The organism is Shewanella sp. HL-SH2 (assembly GCF_051164935.1).
GTDB classification, from domain to species: Bacteria; Pseudomonadota; Gammaproteobacteria; order Enterobacterales; family Shewanellaceae; genus Shewanella; species Shewanella glacialimarina.
Genome location: NZ_CP195035.1, coordinates 1,232,500 through 1,251,629, shown reverse-complemented (window position 1 = coordinate 1,251,629; position 19,130 = coordinate 1,232,500). Strand labels below are relative to the sequence as shown.

At 42.1% G+C, this 19,130-nt stretch carries 16 protein-coding genes; 11 read left to right on the top strand and 5 right to left on the bottom strand.

Annotated elements, in window-relative coordinates:
- Positions 1-9: 9 nt before the first annotated feature.
- Positions 10-2,577 (bottom strand): ATP-dependent helicase HrpB, encoded by a 2,568-nt coding sequence (gene hrpB, locus ACRWP9_RS05495; protein WP_434928286.1) that lies wholly within the window; start codon positions 2,575-2,577, stop codon positions 10-12.
- 255 nt (positions 2,578-2,832) lie between these two features.
- Positions 2,833-5,130 (bottom strand): putative bifunctional diguanylate cyclase/phosphodiesterase, encoded by a 2,298-nt coding sequence (locus ACRWP9_RS05490; RefSeq protein WP_434928285.1) that lies wholly within the window; start codon positions 5,128-5,130, stop codon positions 2,833-2,835.
- 261 nt (positions 5,131-5,391) lie between these two features.
- Between ACRWP9_RS05490 and thpR the strand changes: the two genes are divergently transcribed.
- Positions 5,392-5,961 carry an RNA 2',3'-cyclic phosphodiesterase gene (gene thpR, locus ACRWP9_RS05485; protein WP_434928284.1) on the top strand — a complete coding sequence of 190 codons (570 nt, stop codon included), beginning with the start codon at positions 5,392-5,394 and terminating at the stop codon, positions 5,959-5,961.
- Between the two features lie 97 nt (positions 5,962-6,058).
- Here thpR and pepB read toward each other — a convergent pair whose 3' ends face one another.
- Positions 6,059-7,333, bottom strand: a complete 1,275-nt coding sequence (gene pepB / locus ACRWP9_RS05480; protein ID WP_434928283.1) for an aminopeptidase PepB — start codon at positions 7,331-7,333, stop codon at positions 6,059-6,061.
- A 153-nt stretch (positions 7,334-7,486) separates the two neighbouring features.
- Between pepB and sfsA the strand changes: the two genes are divergently transcribed.
- The 8 genes from sfsA to ACRWP9_RS05440 all read left to right on the top strand — a co-directional run bounded on the left by sfsA (position 7,487) and on the right by ACRWP9_RS05440 (position 14,336).
- The gene (gene sfsA, locus ACRWP9_RS05475; RefSeq protein ID WP_434928282.1) at positions 7,487-8,191 is read left to right on the top strand and encodes a DNA/RNA nuclease SfsA; all 705 of its coding nucleotides are present in this window, start codon (positions 7,487-7,489) and stop codon (positions 8,189-8,191) included.
- Positions 8,192-8,307: 116 nt separating this feature from the next.
- Positions 8,308-8,751: an RNA polymerase-binding protein DksA gene (dksA, locus tag ACRWP9_RS05470; RefSeq protein WP_226411155.1), complete on the top strand. Its 444-nt coding sequence runs from the start codon at positions 8,308-8,310 to the stop codon at positions 8,749-8,751.
- A 69-nt stretch (positions 8,752-8,820) separates the two neighbouring features.
- Positions 8,821-9,708 (top strand): tRNA glutamyl-Q(34) synthetase GluQRS, encoded by an 888-nt coding sequence (gluQRS, locus tag ACRWP9_RS05465; protein WP_434928281.1) that lies wholly within the window; start codon positions 8,821-8,823, stop codon positions 9,706-9,708.
- A 231-nt stretch (positions 9,709-9,939) separates the two neighbouring features.
- Complete coding sequence (locus ACRWP9_RS05460) at positions 9,940-11,250, top strand: polynucleotide adenylyltransferase PcnB (RefSeq protein ID WP_434928941.1); 1,311 nt, start codon at positions 9,940-9,942, stop codon at positions 11,248-11,250.
- On the top strand, positions 11,250-11,738 hold the full coding sequence (gene folK / locus ACRWP9_RS05455) for a 2-amino-4-hydroxy-6-hydroxymethyldihydropteridine diphosphokinase (RefSeq protein ID WP_434928280.1): 489 nt from the start codon (positions 11,250-11,252) through the stop codon (positions 11,736-11,738). Before ACRWP9_RS05460 ends, folK begins: the two co-directional genes overlap by 1 nt.
- Positions 11,739-11,800: 62 nt before the next feature.
- Positions 11,801-12,595, top strand: a complete 795-nt coding sequence (gene panB, locus ACRWP9_RS05450; protein ID WP_434928279.1) for a 3-methyl-2-oxobutanoate hydroxymethyltransferase — start codon at positions 11,801-11,803, stop codon at positions 12,593-12,595.
- Between the two features lie 23 nt (positions 12,596-12,618).
- Positions 12,619-13,464: a pantoate--beta-alanine ligase gene (gene panC / locus ACRWP9_RS05445; protein WP_434928278.1), complete on the top strand. Its 846-nt coding sequence runs from the start codon at positions 12,619-12,621 to the stop codon at positions 13,462-13,464.
- 347 nt (positions 13,465-13,811) lie between these two features.
- Positions 13,812-14,336 carry a DUF4124 domain-containing protein gene (locus ACRWP9_RS05440; protein WP_434928277.1) on the top strand — a complete coding sequence of 175 codons (525 nt, stop codon included), beginning with the start codon at positions 13,812-13,814 and terminating at the stop codon, positions 14,334-14,336.
- Positions 14,337-14,577: 241 nt separating this feature from the next.
- Here the strand turns inward: ACRWP9_RS05440 and ACRWP9_RS05435 are convergent, their stop codons facing one another.
- Positions 14,578-14,775: a YheV family putative zinc ribbon protein gene (locus ACRWP9_RS05435; protein ID WP_226411167.1), complete on the bottom strand. Its 198-nt coding sequence runs from the start codon at positions 14,773-14,775 to the stop codon at positions 14,578-14,580.
- A gap of 140 nt (positions 14,776-14,915) precedes the next feature.
- Between ACRWP9_RS05435 and ACRWP9_RS05430 the strand changes: the two genes are divergently transcribed.
- Entirely contained in the window at positions 14,916-16,835 is a 1,920-nt protein-coding gene (locus ACRWP9_RS05430; protein ID WP_434928276.1) for an ABC transporter ATP-binding protein, read from the top strand.
- Positions 16,836-16,954: 119 nt separating this feature from the next.
- Positions 16,955-17,440, top strand: a complete 486-nt coding sequence (locus ACRWP9_RS05425; RefSeq protein WP_434928275.1) for a TIGR02444 family protein — start codon at positions 16,955-16,957, stop codon at positions 17,438-17,440.
- Positions 17,441-17,514: 74 nt separating this feature from the next.
- Here ACRWP9_RS05425 and ACRWP9_RS05420 read toward each other — a convergent pair whose 3' ends face one another.
- Positions 17,515-19,101: a GMC family oxidoreductase N-terminal domain-containing protein gene (locus tag ACRWP9_RS05420; protein WP_434928274.1), complete on the bottom strand. Its 1,587-nt coding sequence runs from the start codon at positions 19,099-19,101 to the stop codon at positions 17,515-17,517.
- Positions 19,102-19,130 lie beyond the last annotated feature (29 nt).

Below are 19,130 nucleotides of genomic sequence, written 5' to 3'. Positions count from 1 at the left end.
TTCAATGGCTTATAAGCCTGGAGTTTTCTTTTTGGTAAATTTGGTTGCCTTTGTATTGGCAGGGTCATCTGGCCACAAATGCTTAGGGTATCTGCCGCGCATTTCTTTTTTCACCTCGACATAAGGCCCTTGCCAAAAGCTGGCTAAATCGGCCGTTGTCGCAAGCGGTCGCCGCGCGGGTGACAATAATTCCATGGTTACGGCAAGTTTACCATTAAATAATACCGGGCTTTGACCCATGCCGAACACTTCTTGTAGCCTAACACTCAGTAAAGCCCTTAATTGTTCATGCTCAAAATACGCCTGGCCATATTCATCCACAGGCAGCTGATATCGAATAGGCGCATGCGTTCCGGTAGACATCAGCCAGCTCGTAGGAGCTAAACTGTTTAAAGTTTGCTGTTGCTCCCAGGTAAGGTGATTAATTAACAGTTTGCCGCAATCTAGCTTAGTCAGTTGCGCTAAGCTGCGTACATCGGTTAAGTAAGGCATCAACCACTGAGTTGTACTGGCCATTAAACCGGCATCGGTATAATCGGGCCAAGGGTGTTTGGCTGACAAATCTGGCAATAAATGCGCGGCCGTTATCACCCTTAATTGCAACTGCTTAACACTTTCATCTATATTTAAAATGGCTAGGCCTTTTTGTTGCACCAATGCCATTAATGCAGCTCGAATATCGGTTGAACTGATACTGGTGTCAGCCACAGATTTAAGCACAATACTGCCCAACTGTGTTTGGGTTTGCGCAAAGAAACGTCCTTTAGCTTCATCCCAGCCGCTCACCCTTTGCTGGGTCACTAAATGCGCAAGTTCATCATTTAATAAACGCTCATCTAACGCACAAGCTAGATACACTCTGCCTGCATTTCTACCTTGGGTTTCTTGAAAATCAGCCACCACTAACCATTGTGCATGAACGAGTGGATCTTGGGGGTCAAGGGTAACGCCGGTACCATTACTTAACACAAAACCTAACTGGCCTCGTGCTTTGGCTATGCGGTCTGGATACGCTAACCCCAAAAGATGGGCAATATCATAATCACTCGCTAGGTGAACAGACTGCTTAATATCTCCCTGTAGTGACAATTTCTTTTGCCACTGCTTGGCTTGTTGGCCTATTTGCCCCTGACAAGCCATCGACAAATAGCCACTAATATCAGCGCCTTTTGCGGGTAAACCTCTGGCTTCTATTATGCCTGCAATTAAGCAGGCTAATAATGCAAACTCAGGTGTACCATTAAGTTGTGCTAATGCTTTGGCGCTAAGTAACATATGCGCCAGACGTGGATGACACCCTAATTGGTGCGCCTCTCGGCCTAATGCGGTAATTTTATGCTCGCTATCCACCAGCTCAAGCTGATGTAATAATTGCCAAGCTAATTGCTCGTTCACTTTAGGGGCTGGAGTTAATAGCGCTAAATCGCTAAATTGCTTAGCGCCCCAACAGGCACAATCTAATGCTACGCTGGTCAGCTCAGACAACACGATTTCAGGTGATGTTGCCTTTAATAAACGCCCTTGTTCTTCCTGGCTCCACAGTCTAACCGCTGTTCCGGCTGATAAGCGCCCTGCTCGGCCACTGCGCTGCACAGCAGACGCTTGACTGATACGGGTTAAACTCAGACGTGACACACCGGTTTTAGGGTTAAAGTTAGCACTGCGCTGATAGCCACTGTCGACCACCATAGTAATACCTTCAATCGTTAAACTGGACTCGGCAACGTTAGTGGCAAGCACTATTTTACGAAAACCTTTAGGGGCTATTTGAATCGCTTTATCTTGCTCAGCTGCGGTTAAGTCACCGTATAAAGGACACAATAAAATATCTTGGCTTAACTTTGGCTGCAATAAACTCGCTAAGCGATTTATTTCGCCTCTGCCAGGCAAAAAAGCCAGCAAAGAACCATTTTGCTGTGCACTATCACTTTTTGACTCAAGCATTAACTCGGCAATAATTTTAGCCATATGGCTAAGCCAATCTGGTGAAGACCCTATAGGGGAGTATTTCACATCAACAGGAAAGCTTCTTCCTTCGCTGTATATAACCTGCGCCTCAGGCATTAAAGTTTGCAGTGGCAGCGCTTCTAGGGTTGCTGACATTGCCAGAATAATCAGATCTTCACGCAATGATGATTGCACTTCTAACGCTAACGCTAAACCAATATCAGTGGGTAAATGGCGTTCATGAATTTCATCGAAAATAATCATCTCAATGCCATTTAACTCAGGATCATCTTGGATCATCCGCGTTAAAATACCTTCGGTGACCACCTCAAGTTGAGTCTTAGCGGTAACCTGGCTATCACCCCGCACTCGATAACCCACTTGCTGACCAAGGGGTTGATTGAGTTGCTGTGCAATAAAGCGCGCCACATTACGCGTTGCTACTCGACGAGGTTCCAGCATTAATATTTTGCCCTTAATTTTACCCGATTGAAGTAGAGCTAAAGGCAGTGCAGTTGATTTACCTGCACCTGTGGGAGCTTGTAAAATAATTTGATTATGAGATGAAACCGCATGCAAAATATCAGGCAATACAGCGGTAATAGGCACATTTAAAACAGCAGGAGTCATGTTGGTTACATCAGCCATAGGGCTAGTTGAAGTCAAATTATTTAACAAAGTGTAAATGATTTAAGGGGGCCTAAGGAGCTAGAGTTAATGTTTTAATGCGTGCTTTTATTTATGCTTACATCGAACATATATGTTCACAATAATGGGGTACGGTCAAATCCATTAGTCAATTTAAAGCCATGATTCATATTGCCATCAATATTTTATATTGCGTCATTTTACTGTCCCTGTGCACTATTGCAAACTCGCAAAGGATTAAATATCGTAAATCATATTATCAAGTCCACGAACCGCCAGCCAAGGTGAACGAATACCGGACTTAAGGCTGGATAATGGGCAAGGTTTATTAATTGCATATCCCTGGGCATAATCAACACCCAATTTTTTTAGTTTTACGCCGATTTCAGCGGTTTCGACAAACTCACCAATCACTTCGAAATCCATATCTTTACCGAGTTGGCAAATCGCTGAAACAATGGCTTTATCTCTGCGATCGGTACACACGTTTACCACAAACTGTCCATCAATTTTAACAAAGTCTACATCCAAGGTTTTTAAGTAAGCAAAACTTGAAAAACCTGATCCAAAATCATCTAATGCCAATTTACAGCCTAACGGACGCAACAAATCAATTAATGCAGTTGCTTGTTCTAACTGGCTAACCGCTGCGGTTTCTGTAATTTCGAAACACAGTTTATCAACCAACTCAGGCTCAACCATTAAACGCATTTCAAGCCAGCTCATAAACTTTTGGTCCGCCAGCGACATGGCTGACAAGTTAACTGAGACCATGGATAATTCTCGCCAAATATTGAGGTTTTCGCTTCCCCATTTAAGCAAATTATCAATTACCCAACGATCGACTCTTGATGCTAAGTTATATCGTTCTGCCGCAGGTAAGAAAATCGCTGGAGAAACAAAGCTGCCATCCTCTAGCACCATGCGCAGCAAAATTTCCATATGCAAACCCACTTCATTATGATTAAGGGGCTCGATTAACTGGTAAAACAACTCAAACTGGTTAAGTGCTAGAGCACCGGTAATGTCGACAGAAGCAACCATTTGAGTATAAAGAATATGGACTTGCGGATCGTCTGAACTAAAATAATGCCAACGATTCCGACCTTCTTGTTTAGCAAGCCGACATGCTGCGTCGGCCTGACTCATGACTTCATAAATATCTTTAGCTTTAGGATCAAATGTCGCAATTCCAATGCTCATGCTGACATTATGTTTCACCTTTTTCCATTTAAACTCATGTTCACAAAGCTGTTGGCATATTCGCTTAGCAACTTGTTGAGAAGACACTTCATCTGAGTGATACATTAAAATACCGAACTCATCACCACCTAATCTAGCAACCACATCTCCTTTGCGCACTAACTGCTTAAGGCGTTTAGAGACTTGCTGCAATAATTCATCGCCAGCCTGGTGACCACTTAAATCATTAACAACTTGAAACTGGTCTAAATCAAGAAAGGCTACGCAAGCAGGAATAGCTTCATCGCTGGCAAGTAACTCATCTAACATACCTTCAAATTGCACCCGATTAGGTAACCCGGTTAACGCATCATGATTTGAGTGAAATGTCAGTTCGTCAGCTAAACGATAACGTTCAGTGACATCTTCAACCATTAATAATAGTTGTTGCTGTGAATTTAATGCGTGGCAAAAACTCATTTTATACCAATGGGTTGATATACCTAATTTTAGCGGCACCTCACACCAAGCTTGTCGAAGCACACCTTGCCTAACAATATGTAATGTATCTTGTAATAGCGCGTGATCATCATGTCGAAGACAATCAAACAAACTCTGGCCAACTTCAAACTTCAGCATGTTTTGCGACACTTGGTTTTGTAGTACTACTAAATTTTTAACATCAATTAATGCACACGCCATCGGCAAATGGCTGAATAGCTCTTGGTATTGTTTTTCTTTATTAACCAATAAAACGGATAATCGTTTTAGCTCAAAAGCGGCTGCTAAATGAAAGCAGTGTTCATCTAACACAGATTGCCAAAAACTTTCACAGCTTTGCGGTTTAGAATCAATTGTTACCGTGGTTTGTTGTAATGACATTGCAATAAGCACCACACCGACATTACCCACATTGGCCGCTGGAGTTATTTCTAAATGTGATATTGCTAAATTTTTATCAATTGACTGTGCAAAAAATTGACAAATGAATTGTTCTTGTTCTGTTGTAGCTGAAGAATGTTGCTGATCAATATGTAATGGCTTTGATAAATTGAGTACCAGATCAATCAAGTCTTTGTTTTGTTCAATCGCTTGAGTTAATAAGTTTTGCTGTGGGAAGTGTTTGGTAGAATGACTAGCAACCTTATATGTTGAAGTATCGACGATATCAAGACTGGGTGAAAATGTGTTATTGCTATGACTACTTTTAATCGCGAACACGATATCGCAACTAAGTTGTTTGCATATTAGCGCTAGCACACTATCAATCATTAACATTGACATCGGGCTATCCATTTCTAAAGACTCATAGGTCAAAGCCTGTTTCAATAAATTCTGGGTGCTTTCAGCCATTAATTAACTCAATAATAAAGTTCGCGAGATATATTCTTTACAGCCATTGGTCAGAGGGTATAGCCGATATATTGTTCATATAGACATAATGCCATCTTCCTTGACTGCCCAAAGTATTTTGTTCTATTTACACATGTTACATACTTTCCGTATAGCTTCACCATGATTAACACGGTCAAGATTAACAATAGTCGAAAACCTTGTTTTCGTCAGTACCACGTTATGCTAATTAATCTATTTCTAAAGATAGTGGGATAAATAATGAAATCAAGTCACCCAATAGCTGCACAAAGATTATTTATTGGATTTAGCGTCAACAAAACAGATAAGTGTCAATTTTTTGATATACAGCAAAAGCTTACAACATGTATTAATACAGAAGCTTTGCCCGTAACACAATCAAATATGCATATTACTTTAGCTTTTCTTGGCCAAGTGAGTCATTCATCCACACCAAGACTATTGGATGCTTTAGATAAGCTAATAAAACCTGTATTTCATTTAACGTTAGACACACTTTGCCTATGGATTCAGCCAGGCATAATATGTGCCCAGGGCATTGCCGACGACATACTGCTTAACATGGCTGATGCCGCTCAACAAGTTTGCTTGCACTTAGATCTTCAACAAAGCCAATGGCACTATCGACCACATATCACCTTGTTTAAAAAAGCTGACAGACTAGATTATGCGCAACAAAGATTAATTAATCTGGATCATAAGTTACCCATCACAGTCTCTCCAACACATTTACACTTGTATCGTTCAGTTAGAACCAAACAAGGCGAGCAATATAACATATTGCACAGTTGGCCATTACAAAACGATTGATTGTCAGCGATAAAAAAAGCCATCTTTCGATGGCTTGAGTTCAAACATTTATCTGATAACTTAAATACCGTTTAGCTTAAGGTATTAAGGTCAGCTGTTATCGCTTCAGAATTTCAGCCACTGTCAGTACACCATGGGTTGTTGCGCCTGCGCTAAATAACCCTGTAGCAGAGGACTCAAATGCCGCCGCTAAATCAATATGCAGCCAGTTTGCCTCAGGTGTTACAAAGCGCCATAGGAAACCTGCTGCATTTGATGCTCCGCCTGCGCCGCCACCTTTAACTGGACGACTATTGGCCGTATCAGCGTAAGCAGATGGGCAAGTGTCGCGGTGCCAAGGATCTAACGGTAATGGCCACACATTTTCACCCACTGCGGCTGCACATTGTTGCGCCATTTTTATCGTTTCGGTTTGTGGTGAAAATATTGCGTTATATTCGTTACTGACCGCCATAACTGCAGCGCCGGTTAAGGTCGCGGCATCGATAATTAATTTAGCGCCTGACTCTGAAGCAGCCTGTAAACCATCAGCTAATACCAAACGGCCTTCTGCATCGGTATTAACAATTTCTACTGTGGTGCCATTTTTATAGGTTAAAATATCGCCTAATTTAAATGCACGGCCACTGACTAGGTTTTCCGCGCAACATAAATACAGTTTGACTCGTTTGTTCAAACCAGACTTGATGGCTAAACCTAAAGCAGCAGTCACAGTTGCAGCGCCGCCCATATCGCACTTCATCGCCAACATACCTACCGACGACTTTAAGCTATAACCGCCAGAGTCAAATGTGATGCCTTTACCCACAAGCGCAACATCAACGGGAGCATCAGCCGCAAGCGGATTAAAATCTAATTCTAATAATGCCGGTGGACGCTCACTGCCACGACCAACGGCATGAATACCAACCCATTTTTTAGCTAATAAGTCTTGACCTTCAACAATATTAAAGGTCACTTTATCGCCGCCAATGCCTTTTAGCCAATTTGCCGCTTGGGTAGCCAGTGACACTGGCGAAAGGTCTTCAGGGGTATCGTTAATTAACTTACGGGCAAACGCAGCGGACTGCGCACGATCTGTTAGTATTTGCTGTTGTTGGTCATCACCACACCAAACCACTTCATAGCCAGGTTTGGCGGTGGCAAAGCCTTGGGCGAACACCCACTGTAAATCAACAGTCCATAGTTCACCTTGAAGCTGAACTTGGTTAATGCCTTGATTGCGAATTTTACGGGCAGCCATTTGCACTTGGCGAAGCGGTGCATTCCCACTTAAATGAATGAAGCTATTTTGGCCTTCAAAAGTGACATCGGACTTACCCCAATGAGTTGCGGGAGCTTCTTGAGTTAAAATGACAGTCATAAATTGCATGATAAATTCCTTGTTTGCAGCATTTTCGCGGTACGTCACCATAGAATAATAATGTATTCAGCCGAATAACGAAATTGACAATAGTATATCAGCTGTCACATTCTTTTATCTAATGATGTATGGTTACTATTATTTGCCACGAAATCAATTTATATGGACTTCACTCCCCCGCTACAATATGGCCGACTCATTAAACGTTATAAGCGTTTTCTGACCGATATCATTTTAGATGATGGCAGCGAAATGACCATTCATTGCCCTAATACCGGTTCAATGAAAAACTGCTTATATCCTGGTCAAAGTGTCTGGTTCTCTGAATCAGATAACCCGAAACGAAAATATCGCCACACATTTGAAATAATGCAATCGGATCAAGATCATTTAATCGGCGTAAACAGTGCTAGAGCCAATGCCCTTGCCGAGGAAGCTATCAATAGTGGCGTTATTACCGAACTAACTGGTTACTCCACTTTACAGCGTGAAGTGAAATACGGTGAAGAAAATAGCCGCATCGACATTCTTTTAACGCGCAAAGACCGGCCTAAGTGCTATATTGAAATCAAGAGTTGTACCTTGTTAGAGCAAGGTGAAGGTTATTTTCCTGATGCCGTTACTACGCGGGGACAAAAGCATCTAAGAGAATTAATCGAAATGGTACAACAGGGTCATCGTGCCGTATTATTGTTTGTGGTGCAGCACAGTGGAATATCAACAGTGAAACCCGCCGCACATATCGATCCTCAGTACGCAGACTTACTCAACAAAGCGATTAACCAAGGCGTTGAAGTACTGGCATATCAAACCCTATTGTCACCCCAAGCCAATAGAATTATCGGTCCATGCAAAGTGATGGTATGAATTAAATAAAAAAGATTTATACCGTAAAAAATTTGCCACGCTATACAGATTCTGGTATAGATAGCGCCGTAAAAAATAAGCCGCAATTAAACGCAAACGATTACAGGAGATGCGTTATGCCTGAAGGCACTAAGAAACTTGGCGTACTCGCTATCGCAGGTGTAGATCCTTACCAGGAAAAAGCTGGTGAAGAATATATGAATCCCACGCAACGTCGTCACTTTAAAGTGATACTCGAAGCATGGCGTAACCAATTGCGTGAAGAAGTTGACCGTACACTGACTCATATGCAAGATGAAGCTGCAAATTTTCCAGATCCTGTTGACCGCGCAGCTCAAGAAGAAGAGTTCAGTTTAGAGCTTCGTGCTCGTGATAGAGAACGTAAGTTGATCAAGAAAATTGAGAAAACACTACAATTAATCGAAGAAGACGATTTTGGTTATTGTTTCTCATGTGGTATCGAAATTGGTATCCGCAGACTTGAAGCAAGACCTACCGCTGATCAATGTATTGACTGCAAAACGTTAGCAGAAATCAAAGAAAAGCAAATGGCTGGTTAAATACGTTTAGGGCGAGATCACTCTCGCCCTTTCTATTTAATTTGTCCTGACTTCAAAACGGCTTAAGATATGTCATATATCGGACGCTTTGCGCCATCGCCATCAGGCTCCCTTCATTTTGGATCATTAATTGCCGCACTCGGTAGCTATTTACGTGCCCACAGTTTAAATGGCCAATGGTTAGTCAGAATGGAAGATATCGATCCTCCGCGGGAAGTTAGCGGTGCCAGTGATAGCATACTGCGAACGCTTGATGCCTATGGCCTACATTGGCATGGCACTGTGTTATATCAAAGTCAGCGAACTCAAGTCTATCAAAACACCATAGAGAAACTTGTTGCTCAAAACCAAGCATATTATTGCCAATGCTCCCGTAAAATGATTCAAACTATGGGAGGCGTTTACGATAGCCGCTGTGGTTTAGTCAATATCGTCAATGCACGCACTACCGGTGCTATCCGTATTCGTAATAGCGCTAAAGTCAGTTTTTTTGATGATATCAATCGCGGCCACATTAATGTTGAAAGTGGTTTTGCGGGTGAAGACTTCATTATCAAACGCAGTGATGGCCTTTTTGCATATCAACTTGCCGTCGTCATTGATGATGCTTTTCAGGGAATAACTGAAGTCGTCAGAGGCAGCGATTTATTAGAAGCCAGTTGTCGACAAATCAGTTTATTTCACCTATTAGATTTACCAACACCTAATTGGTTGCACCTACCACTCGCTTGTGCAAAACCAGGATTTAAACTTTCCAAGCAAAACCATGCTCCAGCAATCAATATACAAGCTCCACAACAAAGCCTGAATGCCGCCCTAGAATTTTTAGGTCAACCTAAAGTTGATATCGACCATGTAGATAAAATGCTCGCTCAAGCAGTAGCGCAGTTTTCCTTAGCCAATGTGCCAAAACACAGTGAAATTATCTTAGCAAAACCAACTGGCGCGGTAGATTAGCACTAAACAACTGTTGGAAATTTGTCAACATCACTTATCACACAGTTATCTACTCATTCGCGCACAATTGGTATATCATACCCGCCAGATTTTTAATCAATTAATTTAGTGTCAACGAGGTGTATTATTTTTCGCCGTATTAGTCAGTTCTGCAAGAATTTATTTGATAATAAAGCAGCGCCCGAGCTCGACCAGCCGTTAGAAGAACAAAACGGCCTACGTTTGGATATCATTTCACGTGATAGCCACGATATTTCGCGCCGCCAGATCAGCGAAAATGCATTAAAAGTGCTTTATCGACTGCACAAATCAGGTTTTAAAGCCTATTTAGTCGGTGGCGGAGTGCGCGATATTCTATTAGGGCTTGAGCCTAAAGACTTTGACGTTGTGACTAATGCCACTCCAGATGAAATCAAAAAATTATTCCGTAATTGCCGCTTAGTCGGACGTCGTTTTCGCTTAGCACATATTGTTTTTGGACGTGATGTCATTGAAGTAGCAACATTTCGTGGACATCATGGCGAAAACAGCGACACCATTTCAAAATCAAATGCCGAAGGTCGTCTGTTACGTGACAACGTATACGGTGAAATTGATGAGGATGCTGAGCGTCGCGACTTTACGGTTAACGCCTTATATTATGATATTAGTGACTTTTCTATCCGCAGTTATGGCGGTGGCATTGAAGACTTACACGCCCGTAAAATCAAGCTAATAGGTGATCCTGAAACCCGTTATCGTGAAGACCCTGTTCGGATGTTACGCGCGGTAAGATTTGCCACAAAATTATCGATGGAAATCGATCCTATTTCTGCCGCCCCGATTAAATTATTAGCGCCACTATTGGCCGATATTCCAGCTGCCCGTATGTACGAAGAAGTGTTAAAGCTTTTCTTTGCAGGTAAAGCTCAAGCTAATTATCAAATGATGCAAGATTTCGATTTATTTGGCCCGCTATTCCCACAAATACAAGGCATTATCACTGATGACCCTAAGGGCTATGCGGCTAAAATGCTCAATACTGTTATGCGCAGCACTGACGATCGAGTTAACCAAGATAAACCGGTTACGCCAGCATTCTTTTATGCGGCAATACTCTGGTATCCGCTAAAGCAACGAGCTGATGATATCGCCCTTGAAAGTGGTTTGACATTGTATGATGCGCAAGTGGCAGCTATGGGTGATGTGATGGAAGAACAATGCCGCACGATTAGCATTCCACGCCGTTTCAGTACGCCTGCAAAAGATATTTGGCAACTACAACTTAGATTTGAGCGTAGCCAAGGTTCACGGGCATTTAAATTATTAGAGCACCCTAAATTCCGTGCAGCATATGATTTATTATTACTTCGCGGTGAAGCTGAAGGTGGCAGTGTGGCCAAGCAAGCTACCTGGTGGAAATCATTTGTTGAAGCTGATGAAACACAACGTAGTGATATTGCTAAAGGCTCAGGCAAAACAAGCTCAAACCGTAATCGCAATACAGCACAGCGTAAAAGAAAGCGCAAACCTGCTGTTAAATCGGACTCAGCAGCAGAATAATGACTTTAGTTTATGTCGCATTAGGAGCTAATCTTGCAGAGCCAGAGCAACAGCTAAACCAAGCTGTTGCCGCGTTAAAAAAGATTGCTGTCAATGGTGATGTTACAGTGTCGAGTTATTATCGCTCAACGCCCATGGGTGATGTTGTTCAGCCTGATTATGTTAATGCGGTAGCCTGCTTTAATACTCACCTTGAACCGATTGCATTACTCAATAGCCTGCAAGATATTGAACAACAACAAGGCCGGGTGCGTAATGAACGTTGGGGGCCAAGAACCTTAGATCTTGACCTATTATTATATGGATTACACATCATTGATATACCAAGATTACAGGTCCCGCATTACGGTATGAAAGAGCGCAGCTTTGTGTTAATCCCGCTGGCTGAAATTGCTGAAGACTTAATCTTGCCCTGTCATCAGGCACTTAAATCGTTACTGACACCAGAAATGCAGCAGTCTTTGCACAAAATACCGAATAAAAGTTGATTTCACCACTTTAGAGTATATGCTCCACAGCGTATAAATTTGAATTGTATTAAGAGTCCACTATGTCAAAAGTCACTAGTTCTACCCTATTGAAGTTCAAAAAAGAAGGTAAAAAATTCACTGCACTAACCGCATATGATGCCAGTTTTGCAGGTGCCTTTGACAGCGAAGGGATTGATGTTTTATTAGTTGGTGACTCTATGGGAATGGTGTTACAGGGTCATGATGACACCTTACCTGTTACCGTTGCTGATATTGCCTATCACACAGCCTGCGTACGTCGCGGCATAAACCGTGCTTTACTGATCGCTGACATGCCTTTTATGAGCTATTCAACCGCAGAACAAACCATGCAAAATGCTGCCATCTTAATGCAGGCCGGCGCTAACATGGTCAAAGTTGAAGGCGGTCACTGGTTACTTGAAAGTGTTAAAATGCTCACTGAACGCGGCATTCCTGTTTGTGCTCATTTAGGATTAACACCTCAATCGGTTCATGTATTTGGTGGTTTCAAAGTACAAGGACGCGATGCAGATAATGCCCAACGTATTTTAGATGAAGCCAAAGCTTTACAGGCAGCTGGTGCTCAATTATTAGTCCTTGAATGTATTCCGGCAACTTTAGCTAAAACAATCACTGAGGCACTTTCAATTCCAGTTATTGGTATTGGCGCTGGAGCAGATACTGACGGTCAAATCTTAGTTATGCATGATGTTTTAGGCATATCGAGTGGTTACATTCCTCGCTTTTCCAAAAACTATCTTAAACAAACGGGTGAAATCCGCAGCGCAATTCGCGCTTATATTGACGAAGTGGCTGACGGTTCATTCCCAGCTGAAGAACACATCTTTAACTAATTATTTCGCAGGTTTAATTCATCATGATCACCACTGCCGCCATCTCTGACATTCGCGATCAAGTTAATGCTTGGCGCATTAAAGGCGAAACAGTTGCATTTGTCCCAACCATGGGTAATTTACACCAGGGTCATATTACCCTTGTTAATCGAGCACTGAAACAAGCTGACCATGTTGTTGTGTCTATTTTTGTTAACCCACTTCAATTTGGTAAAAATGAAGACTTAGGCGCTTATCCACGCACCTTAGCGGCAGATAAACAAGCCTTAGTTGACGCTGGTGCTGCGTTATTATTTACTCCAACACCAGAGACTATTTATCCTAAAGGCTTAGATAAACAAACTTTTATAGAAGTACCAGAAATCGGTGATGAGCTTTGCGGCGCAAGTCGTCCAGGCCATTTCCGTGGCGTTGCCACTGTCGTGAATAAGTTATTTAACATAGTTCAGCCAGACATGGCCTTTTTTGGTAATAAAGACTTTCAACAATTGTTAGTCATTAAAACCATGGTCGCTGACCTGTCACTCCCCATTAATATTATTGGTGTGGAAACGATTCGTGAGCCATCAGGTTTAGCGATGAGCTCACGTAATGGTTATTTAACCGCTGAAGAAAAAATTAATGCCGCTGCACTTAAACAAGCATTAGATCAAATGGCACTAAGTATTCAACAAGGTGAAAGTATTATCGAGGCCAGCCAACACGCCACGGCATCACTTATTGAAGCGGGCTTTACGCCAGATTATCTTGAAGTCCGCAACAGCAGCAATTTGCAACCCGTTAACGCTGAAGATAAAAGTTTAGTCATTGTCGCGGCAGCATATTTAGGCAAAGCGCGTCTTATCGATAATTTAACATTTGATCGATAACGACGATTACTCGTATTCTTGATACTGAATAAAAATTAGTACTTCTGACTCAAACCGAACACCCGCTAGCAAGCTCATATTAAGCCCTAGAAAAACACTATCACACCTTTCTTGGCCATTTTTCGCTAAGAAAGGAGTGATTTTGAGCGGCATAAATAGTAAAAAACACTTCTGTAGTAGATATTACATGCGTCAAAAAAAAATCAATTGTCAATAAACTGGTTTTATCGTTACACTTGCGATGTTTATTTAACATAAATTTATCTAACATATTTATGTGATAAAGCTGCGATGGTTCTATACTCACTACCGGTATATGATGGATTTACAGAAGGATATGTGGCCGCATGGCAAGAACTATATATTTATTGGTGCTTTTACTCAGTCCTTTTATGGTGCAGGGGAACACTAATGCCATCTATAAATGTATGAAAGATGACAAAGTCGAATTCAGCCATAGCGTTTGTCCGGAAGCATTCCGCCAACATAAAATTGAATACGAAAACGGTATCACTACTGAAATCGACTCAGATAAACGTGAAATCAAAATTGATCCCCTCAAAGCACTACTGAACAAGCAAACCATTTCAAAAGAAAAATTACTCCAATTACTTGAGGGAGAGATCTATCGTCTTAAGCAGGAAAATAGCTACTTTGAAATTCTGCGAGCAAGTGAAGTGCAAAAATTGGATCGTAAACGTTTTTGGCAAACTAAAGCCAAAGATGACCCTAGCTATGGGGTAGAATTACAAGAGATTAACCAACGCTTCGACGAACTCATACTCAGTAATAACAATGTGATTAAAGTATTAAATCAGCATAAATCAAAAATTGAAGCTGAAGCGTCACCAGATGAGTTAATGAGCCAGTAAGATCTGTATTGTCATCTGCCTGTTAAACATAAATCAAATCTATGGATTTTCGTTCCATCCGTTAGTTCATTAATAATGACCTTGCGGTATTCAGGCAACACTCTTTATGTTTGTCGCAAGGCGTTTATTGCTAATAAGCCTAACATAAACGATGCGTTTACCTCCCCTAATGTATGACTGGCATTAGGGGGCAAAAACGTATTAGCCCCATCCTCACAACATAATAAAACACTCTTCCCCCTTACTCAGGCTTAAATACTCCGATCATATTACCGGTTGATTTTTTAGGCACTTCGATATCAGTTTGCTGCTCACGATAATCACAATCGGTGCACTCAATCGTTTCAATGTTATTTTCTTTAAATAATAAAATACTGTCTTTCGCGCCACATTTAGGGCATTTAGCACCCGCTACAAAACGTTTTTTTATTTTTGTCATTAGACACTCTCAATTCGGGTTAATTAGATCACAGTGGCTATTTTGCCATGGAAGCGTCGTATACGTCCTGTCATTGTGGGAAATAAATCGCGAATACGGTATTATCCACCCACTTTATTTTACAGCTTCAAGTTGCGTTCATGATCAGTATTAGCCAAGCACAATTAATTCGAGGCAGTAAAACCTTACTCGACGAAACCTCTGTGACGATTTACCCTGGTCACAAAGTGGGTTTAGTCGGCGCAAATGGTACCGGAAAAACGTCATTATTGGCATTGATTTTAGGTCATTTACACCTAGATAAAGGCGAGTTCTCACTACCCGCAAATTGGCAAATATCCTCTGTAGCCCAAGAAACCCCGGCGCTTGATGTATCTGCATTAGAATATGTTTTAGATGGCGATACTGAGTTCCGCCAGCTTGAAGCTCAACTCATCACCGCGCAAGATGAAAATGATGGCAATGCCATCGCCCTTATTCATGGTAAAATTGATGCAATTGGAGGCTACGCTATCCGCGCCCGAGCAGGTGCACTATTAGCCGGTTTAGGTTTTGGCGATGCTGAACAAACCAACCCAGTTAAAAGCTTCTCAGGTGGCTGGCGGATGCGTTTAAACCTTGCGCAAGCGCTATTATGCCGCTCAGACTTATTATTACTCGATGAACCTACCAACCACTTAGATTTAGATACCATGTATTGGTTAGAAGGTTGGATTAAGTCTTATCAAGGCACCTTGATTTTGATTTCCCATGACCGCGACTTTATTGATGCCATCGTGGATGAAATTATTCATGTTGAACATCACAAACTCAACTTCTATAAAGGCGGCTACAGCGCATTTGAGCATGTACGAGCTGAACGTTTATCACAGCAGCAAGTAGCCTTTGAACGTCAGCAAAAAGAACGTGCACATATGCAGTCTTTTGTTGACCGTTTTCGCTATAAAGCCAGTAAAGCCAAGCAAGCTCAAAGCCGCCTCAAAGCGTTAGAGCGCATGGCTGAGCTTCTGCCATCCCAAGCTGACAATCCATTTCAAATGGCGTTCCGTGAACCAGAAGCCCTGCCGAACCCATTGATAAAAATGGAACAGGTTGCTGTGGGTTATGGTGATAAAACGATTTTAAGTAAGGTACAACTCAACTTGGTGCCTGGTGCTCGAATTGGTTTGTTGGGCCGTAATGGTGCCGGTAAATCAACCCTAATTAAGTTACTTTCTGGTCAGCTTCAAGCGTTATCAGGCAAGTATGAACCCAATCCAGGCCTTAACATTGGCTACTTTGCTCAACACCAAATTGAATTTTTACAATTAGATGATACACCGCTGCAACATCTTTCTCGCTTAGCTGCGCCCAGTGTTCGCGAACAAGAATTACGTAACTTTTTAGGTGGATTTGGGTTTAATGGTGATATGGCTTTATCACCTGTAAGACCTTTTTCCGGTGGTGAAAAGGCCCGCTTAGTACTGGCATTACTAGTATGGCAGCGTCCTAACCTGCTGCTATTAGATGAACCCACTAACCACCTTGACTTAGAAATGCGCCATGCCTTAACCATGGCACTGCAAACCTTTGAAGGGGCAATGGTTATCGTGTCGCACGACCGTCACTTATTACGCCTCAGCTGCAGTGATTACTACCTTGTTGACCAGGGTGTGGTAAAGCCTTTCGATGGTGATCTAGATGATTATCATCAATGGTTATTAGATGCAGCAAAAGCAGCCCAAGCAAATCAAAAGTCAGAAAACACCAATACTGATACACCACAGATTGACAAAAAACAGCTAAAAAGAATTGAAGCAGAATTACGTCAAAAGGTATCACCGTTAAGAAAACAGCAAACAAAACTAGAAACTGAACAGCAAAAATTCACTGACCGTTTAGCAGAGCTTGAAGTCGCATTAGCCGATGGAAGCCTGTATGAAGCTGAAAACAAAGCCAAAATGACGCAGGTGCTCAATGATCGCACTAAATTGACTCAGGCGATGGATGAAAGTGAAATGGCTTGGTTAGAAATACAAGAGCAAATTGAAGCAATAGAGCTGTCATTCAAAGCTGATTAATGGGTTAAATAATCTCAACAGCTTATGCGCATTGTGTACCATTTCACAGTATTCAATGCGCTATGCTAATTGTTAACAGAATATTCAGAGATTGATATATGGCTGACAGGCAACCTTCGATGACAACATTTCATAATGACATCTGGCAACAATGCGAGCAAAAGTACCTGTGTGACCCACAGGCTTATATTGCGCTACAAGACAATTACCAGGTGAATGTCAATCTGCTACTACTAGCACAGCAGCTAGATCAGCAATCTTATCCGCTTGGTATTAATGATTGGCAACAATTATCCCGTGTAATAGAGCCATGGGAAGCTGGCGTATTAAAATCTTACCGCCAGTTGCGGCGGTTGGCTAAAGCGCATTTGACCAAAGATGAATATCAAAAAATGTTACAGGTTGAATTGATGTTAGAGCGTAAATCACAAAAAATGTTGCTACAACATATCAATCTCATTCATGCTGATTCAATAGCATCTAACAAAACGGGTAAAGACGCTCCGATCAATACCACTATCAATGGCGCACTTAATACAGCTAGCCAAAACAGCTATCACTATTTAAGCCTATTTGGTCTAACACTGTCACATCTTCCGAGTTAGCAGTAAAACATTCTCAACAAAATTTTAGCAACAAAACTACTAACTTATGTTGGTTTATATACTAGCAATAACGGTTAACTGGCTTTCAACTTTTCAGCCAACATAGTAGCATTTCTAGCCACCATGCCATAAATAGATAACTGCGGATTGGCCCCTAAACTGGTTTGGAACATTGAGCCATCAAACACAGACAAATTAGTAAAATAATGCGATTGACCAAAACTATCCACCATCGCTTTTGTGGTGTCCTCTCCCATTGGGCAGCCGCCCATCACGTGCGCAGAGGCCACAATAGTTTTTAGCAAACGTAAGTCCATTGAACCAATCACTTCCTGCGCTTGCTTCCAGGAGGTTAAGAAGTCTAATCCATCATTCATCGGCAATACTTTTTTTGCCCCTGCGGCAAATTGGAGCTCCGCCATGGATAAAAAAGCCTTTCTAGCAGCAGCCCAAAAATCATTTGATAACGGGTAATCTAATGCAAAACCATTATCGGTCAAACGCACCTGCCCTCCCATACACTGCTCATTGAATCCATCGCGAATCAAAGCAATCATCACCTGCATTTTGTTGAAGTTAGCCATCAATTGCGCATGACTTTGACCAAAACCAATGGTTTTAGAGGCGATCAACACAGGGTGAATAGGTGCAACTTCTAGCTTATAACCTAAGTCTCCCGCAGCACCATCTCGCCAAACAAACTGATCTGAATAGATAGACTGGGGTGCACCGCTATGGCCATTAATTTGCTCATCAAACAAGCCGCCAGAAAGTAATGAAGGGTGAAGGAAGGTTTTGCCCAATAACTTATGTGGGTCAGGCACATTAGAGCGCATTAAAATGGTCGGGGTATGAATAGCGCCAGCACTTAAAATATAGTGCTTAGCACTAAATGTTAACTCAACACCGCTGGGCTTTAAGCCTTCGTTTAATGCCGTTGCCGTTAACCCATTAACTTTATCGCCACTGTGCTCAAGTTTAGTCACTTTAGCGCGTGAAATTAAGGTCGCACCTTTATTTAATGCCGCAGGAATGGTTGTCACTAACATAGATTGCTTGGCGTTAACCGGGCAGCCCATGCCGCAATACCCCGTATTCCAACACCCAGTTACATTTCGTTTAATAACCGTATGTTCCCAGCCAAGTTTCTCGCAGCCTTCGCGCAGCACCCCATTATTACGATTAGGTTCATGCTGCCACTCGGTAATATTCAGCCGTTGTTCCATTTTCTCAAACCACGGTAGCATCTCTTCTGCTGAGGTGTTGATAACTGAACGCTCCGATGCCCAAAAATCGAGTGTTTGTTTCGGTGTACGAATTGAAGTTGTCCAGTTAATAGTTGTTGAGCCACCGACTGCTCGGCCTTGAAATATGCCGATGCCTTTATCCGCTGTTTTCAACGCAGCGGCTTGTTGATATAAGTTAGGATATGCGTGGCGCTCTTCCATATCAAAGTCTTTAGAAGATTTAAGCGGACCACCTTCAATCATTATAACCGTTAAGCCTGCCTCAGTGAGTACTTCAGCGGCAGTTCCACCACCAGCGCCGGTTCCGACAATAATAACATCGGCTTCAAAATGACGATTGTGCTGCAAGGTGCTGGCATCAATGTGCTGCCAACCTGAATCTAAACCTGTGGTAATAGGATCAATAATAGCCAATTCAAGTATCTCCTTTGGAAAAAAGCTAG

Excerpts from the sequence above, each read along its gene's own strand:
- ACRWP9_RS05430 (WP_434928276.1), top strand. The coding sequence starts at position 14,916 with ATGATCAGTATTAGCCAAGCACAATTAATTCGAGGCAGTAAAACCTTA.
- panC (WP_434928278.1), top strand. The coding sequence starts at position 12,619 with ATGATCACCACTGCCGCCATCTCTGACATTCGCGATCAAGTTAATGCT.
- panB (WP_434928279.1), top strand. The coding sequence starts at position 11,801 with ATGTCAAAAGTCACTAGTTCTACCCTATTGAAGTTCAAAAAAGAAGGT.
- ACRWP9_RS05440 (WP_434928277.1), top strand. The coding sequence starts at position 13,812 with ATGGCAAGAACTATATATTTATTGGTGCTTTTACTCAGTCCTTTTATG.
- sfsA (WP_434928282.1), top strand. The coding sequence starts at position 7,487 with ATGGACTTCACTCCCCCGCTACAATATGGCCGACTCATTAAACGTTAT.
- pepB (WP_434928283.1), bottom strand. The coding sequence starts at position 7,333 with ATGCAATTTATGACTGTCATTTTAACTCAAGAAGCTCCCGCAACTCAT.
- folK (WP_434928280.1), top strand. The coding sequence starts at position 11,250 with ATGACTTTAGTTTATGTCGCATTAGGAGCTAATCTTGCAGAGCCAGAG.
- hrpB (WP_434928286.1), bottom strand. The coding sequence starts at position 2,577 with ATGACTCCTGCTGTTTTAAATGTGCCTATTACCGCTGTATTGCCTGAT.
- thpR (WP_434928284.1), top strand. The coding sequence starts at position 5,392 with ATGAAATCAAGTCACCCAATAGCTGCACAAAGATTATTTATTGGATTT.
- ACRWP9_RS05425 (WP_434928275.1), top strand. The coding sequence starts at position 16,955 with ATGACAACATTTCATAATGACATCTGGCAACAATGCGAGCAAAAGTAC.
- ACRWP9_RS05435 (WP_226411167.1), bottom strand. The coding sequence starts at position 14,775 with ATGACAAAAATAAAAAAACGTTTTGTAGCGGGTGCTAAATGCCCTAAA.
- gluQRS (WP_434928281.1), top strand. The coding sequence starts at position 8,821 with ATGTCATATATCGGACGCTTTGCGCCATCGCCATCAGGCTCCCTTCAT.
- ACRWP9_RS05490 (WP_434928285.1), bottom strand. The coding sequence starts at position 5,130 with ATGGCTGAAAGCACCCAGAATTTATTGAAACAGGCTTTGACCTATGAG.
- dksA (WP_226411155.1), top strand. The coding sequence starts at position 8,308 with ATGCCTGAAGGCACTAAGAAACTTGGCGTACTCGCTATCGCAGGTGTA.